Source organism: Nocardia sp. NPDC057440, from assembly GCF_042802915.1.
Classification (GTDB): Bacteria; Actinomycetota; Actinomycetes; order Mycobacteriales; family Mycobacteriaceae; genus Nocardia.
Map to the genome: position 1 here is coordinate 233,536 of NZ_JBHVDF010000012.1, position 1,928 is coordinate 235,463.

A 1,928-nucleotide genomic window follows, 5' to 3' on the forward strand; every position below is an offset into this window, starting at 1 on the left:
TACATCCTCACTCGAGGGGGAATCGTGGCTGGTAGTCGTATCCATCGAAGGGTCGGTACTTCCAGCCGTCGAACTCGTGATCTTGTCCGCTCTCATCGACCTGTGAGCGGACTTCAAGATAGTCCAGACGTCCGTCGCGTTTTGCTTTCCGCAGTTCATCCGCCAGCAGCGCCTCGTCGTCGGTTCGGCGTTCCATCGCCTGCAACGTGTCCTCGAAGTAGTCGGGATGGCCTTGTTGCACAACTCGAATGCCGTCATCAGTGTGCAAAGTCCGCTCACTGGCAGGGCCGGCGGGGGCCTTGGCTTCGTGGATGACGTAGTCGGGCGGATTTCCGTCCTGATAGTCGAGCTTCCATATCTGATCGAAGTTGCTGTTGCCCGGGGTGCCCTCCGAGTGCATCGGCTCGATCTCGGCGAACACCTTGCCGGTTTCGGCGTCGTAGGCCTGAACGGTTTTCCTGCTCGTATGGCTCGGGTCGAACTCTCCACCGTCGGCATGCCTGAACTCGATGCGCGTATCCGGGAACAGCGCGGCGAATTGGCCGTGCACGCGCTCTCGGATCGCGTGCGCGGAGACTTGTTCACCGAACCGTTCGGAGACTTTCGTCTGCGTGCGGATGGCGTCCGACCGTTCCTGGGAACCATCCGGGGTGTCTCGACGGGCCTTGGCCCAGGCCTCCATCGCTTCTTGCCGTCTCGATAGATGGCTGTCGATCTCGCGATAGTCCGCCGGACGCCAGCCCTGAGTACCTAGGTAGCCGCGGGGCGCGGCGTTGGTGTTGACGGGCTGCGGTCTGAGAATTCTGGACCGCTCTTCGTCGAATCCGAGCGACTCGGCCGGCGGGCGATCCGACTTGAACTTTGGCAAACCTTTCTCCAGATCGACCCGCGGCGGGCGCATTCCGTCGGCATCCGGACTGCGATTGGGATTGACCGCCAAGCTGACGCGACCGTCAGCTTCGGTGCGCAAATAGTAATGGCGCGCGATGTAGTCGGGGTCGGCGATTTTCTGGTTCGGTGACATGCCGGTCACCTGGCCCGGCCGTTCCCGCCAATCGAGGTCTCTCGTCGGCCTGAGATGTGTGACGACGCTCAGATGATCGATAGCGTCGTTGGTGTTGCGCGCGTCGTCGAACGAGTCCCGGAGCATGCGATCGGCTACGAGCCCGTCGGCCGCTTCGTGTCGGCCCGACCTCAGCGGCGTGCTGATGTGGTTTATTGCCCGCGCCGACCCACCGGTCGACGCGTTGGCGGCACTGCGCATGCGCTCGAGCACATCGTCCATCGTCTTGATGATGGCTCTGTTCACCATCATCTGATTGCGCCGAGATCGGTGCGAGCACCATGATTGCGCCGTGTACGTCGCCCTCGGCTGTACACCACGTTCGCGCCCCCGCAATTCCCCACGTTGGAAGGCTAATTGTGTCGATCCTTCGAGGACCGCGCCGATATTCCCAGCAGGGGGAAATTAGATTGGGCAAGGCGGTGTAAAGGAGGCTGACACGGTCGAACTCTGGGCGTGGGGGTCCTCGGCGTCGCCCGCTGCCGGTCGCCCTGGGCGTCGCCGTCACGTGCTCTTCGCAGGAAGTGTGAGAACGGCGACAGTGGGCTAGCAAACTTGCGATGAGCCCACTGCCTGGGGTGATGTGGTACCGCTATGGGTAATGGTTGGTCGGGTGCGGTGAGCGACGGTAGATTGTCTCGGTGATCAGCAGCGGAGTTCCCGGCAAGGCCGGTCGGTGGGTATCGGGCACGGTCGGGCCTATGTAACAAGATCGGCCTGATCGACAGATAGTGCCCATGGACATTTTGCCTGATTGATATGAGAACTGAACCCGGTGACGTAGGCGCCACGCTTGGAAAAGCGGGCGCCTTGTCCCGGTGTCGTCTGGGAGCGCTTGCGTGGTGTTCCGGAAGCGAGGTTACGG

The 1,928-nt window shown here is 62.0% G+C and carries 1 protein-coding gene; it reads right to left on the bottom strand.

All coding sequences use genetic code 11. The features are described from left to right. Positions 1-7: 7 nt before the first annotated feature. Entirely contained in the window at positions 8-1,285 is a 1,278-nt protein-coding gene (locus ACFU4Z_RS24680) for a hypothetical protein (protein WP_379066885.1), read from the bottom strand. Positions 1,286-1,928: the final 643 nt, after the last annotated feature.

Excerpts from the sequence above, each read along its gene's own strand:
- ACFU4Z_RS24680 (WP_379066885.1), bottom strand. The coding sequence starts at position 1,285 with ATGGACGATGTGCTCGAGCGCATGCGCAGTGCCGCCAACGCGTCGACC.